The sequence below is a fragment of the Nostoc sp. UHCC 0251 genome, from assembly GCF_034932245.1.
In the GTDB taxonomy this organism is placed as follows: domain Bacteria; phylum Cyanobacteriota; class Cyanobacteriia; order Cyanobacteriales; family Nostocaceae; genus Nostoc.
Genome location: NZ_JAYGHD010000256.1, coordinates 1 through 1,848, shown reverse-complemented (window position 1 = coordinate 1,848; position 1,848 = coordinate 1). Strand labels below are relative to the sequence as shown.

General features: G+C 39.2%; 4 protein-coding genes. 3 read left to right on the top strand and 1 reads right to left on the bottom strand.

What is annotated here, in order from left to right; all coding sequences use genetic code 11:
• From VB740_RS18030 to VB740_RS18020, 3 genes are all read left to right on the top strand, one after another.
• The coding region (locus VB740_RS18030; protein WP_323201326.1) for a hypothetical protein at window positions 1-293 on the top strand (293 nt) is incomplete at its 5' end.
• Between the two features lie 39 nt (window positions 294-332).
• Complete coding sequence (locus VB740_RS18025; protein ID WP_323201327.1) at window positions 333-887, top strand: GNAT family N-acetyltransferase; 555 nt, start codon at window positions 333-335, stop codon at window positions 885-887.
• Window positions 888-905: 18 nt separating this feature from the next.
• On the top strand, window positions 906-1,442 hold the full coding sequence (locus VB740_RS18020) for a hypothetical protein (RefSeq protein ID WP_323201325.1): 537 nt from the start codon (window positions 906-908) through the stop codon (window positions 1,440-1,442).
• Window positions 1,443-1,509: 67 nt separating this feature from the next.
• Here the strand turns inward: VB740_RS18020 and VB740_RS18015 are convergent, their stop codons facing one another.
• A complete protein-coding gene (locus VB740_RS18015; protein WP_323201324.1) occupies window positions 1,510-1,716 on the bottom strand; it encodes a hypothetical protein in 207 nt (68 codons plus the stop codon).
• Window positions 1,717-1,848 lie beyond the last annotated feature (132 nt).

Sequence of the window (1,848 nt, the reverse complement as noted above, 5' to 3'; positions counted from 1 at the left end):
TTTATATTATTTCTCTGTTGTGTATGCCGAAATCAGGATTTAAAACAATCACAGTACCGGACTGGATTGTTGATGAAATTAAGAGACAGCCTGACTATAAAGGGAATCAAGCTGCCACTTTAGGGGCGCTTGTTAAAGATGGTGTTGCGGCTCGTGGCGGAGAATTGGAAAACCCAGCTATATTACTTGCACGCATACTGAATAACTTACCTAATTGGGAGCGGCGCGAATCTTGGGAGTTAGCGCTGACTATTTTAAATTGGTTGCAAGAAACAGAGCATGATGCTGATTGATCGGATTGATAGAATTGGTTCATGGGTAATTTTGGTGCAATGCTTCTTTTGGTAAAACTAATTTGCGGTCAAGATAACACGATTGTGGAAGGGGATTTAGTAGAGCTAGCACAAAAGCATGTTGATGATTATGCCAACAAGTGGAAAGAACAATTACAATTGCACAGGCAATCAGACAAATTTTGGGACTGGGATTTTAAACTGGAGTTTATCATTAATAGACAAGTAAACCGTGAAGGCTATGCGATTGAATACGAAGATGAAACTCAAGGGTTAATGCTGATTGAAACCCAAATGCACGGTTCTCGTCTACAAGAGGGAAAACGCTTGGTATATATTGATGGCATAGCTACCGCACCTCGGAATCGGTTATATATCCAACGTCCGCCAAAATTAAAAGGTGTTGGAACTGCATTCTTGGCGTTTGCCAGAACTCGCAGTTTAGAGCTAGGTTATGAGGGGAGAGTAGGGTTACATTCACTACCTGGAGTAGAAGAATTTTATGACAACCAAGGCATGATTGATGTGGGAGAGGATGAAGATTACGATGATCTAGTTTATTTTGAGTATGGAGTTTTCCGTTCTCCTGGATAAGGTAGCAAAGGTAAATAAATGAGTCAACAGGAAAAGAGCGATAATCAAAGTGCCTTCAACCAAGAAAATGCAGTAAATCCAATGGATTTATTATTTGATGAAGAATGCTTAAAAAAAGCTGTTGAAGCTGAGGATAAAGTTGGTGGAAATATTGGGGCTGGGTTAGATTGGGGGTCAGCACTTGGCTCCTTAGTGGGTAATCTAGAACTTTTGGGACGTTTCACAACGTTGCGTATCTCTCTAAATAGAGAAGTGCGGTTGTTGCTAAATAATTGGAATTTAGGTACAGCTACGAAAATTGCTGTAAAAACTGCAAGAGAAAGAATACTTGAAAAGTTTAGACTGCCGACACCAGAGGTAAGAGAATACATACTTGCTACTCTGGAAAATGATCAGCTTTATGGCGAAGAATTCATTTCTAATCGAGAAATACTGCGCGAACTTCTTGGATTGTTATTAAAGCAAGAAGATTGGGAAACTATTGCAGCAGTTGCAGCAGATTCCTTAAAAAAAGAAATTATACATCAAGCTGTTGTTGAAAAAATTTCAGCGTGAGTTTGAGTTTGCACTTGACAATTCATTAATTTTTGGAGCATTTGCTCTCATTTGAAAACTATTGCGCTTAGTGACGGGTAGTTTCCGCAGGCTCCTTTTGTTGTATATGAGTTGGTTTTTGTTTGGTTCTGGGCGCAATAACATACCCTACTGCACCAACTCCAATCATTCCACCGCCTATGATATACATAATATTTTTAGTGAAGTATTGAGAGCCAATGTATCCAAAGGTCATTGCTAGAACTGTTGTGACGATCATTTGAGGTACTTTCATATCTAAACTGTGTTGCTTGGTTATTAAACAAAGGAAGGAAAGATTGCTGTTGTGTGGCAATTGATACTGTACTATTCATTAGAGTTGTCGCCAAATAAGCTAAAAAAGCGATGAAAGCCAGTCACAGTGAAC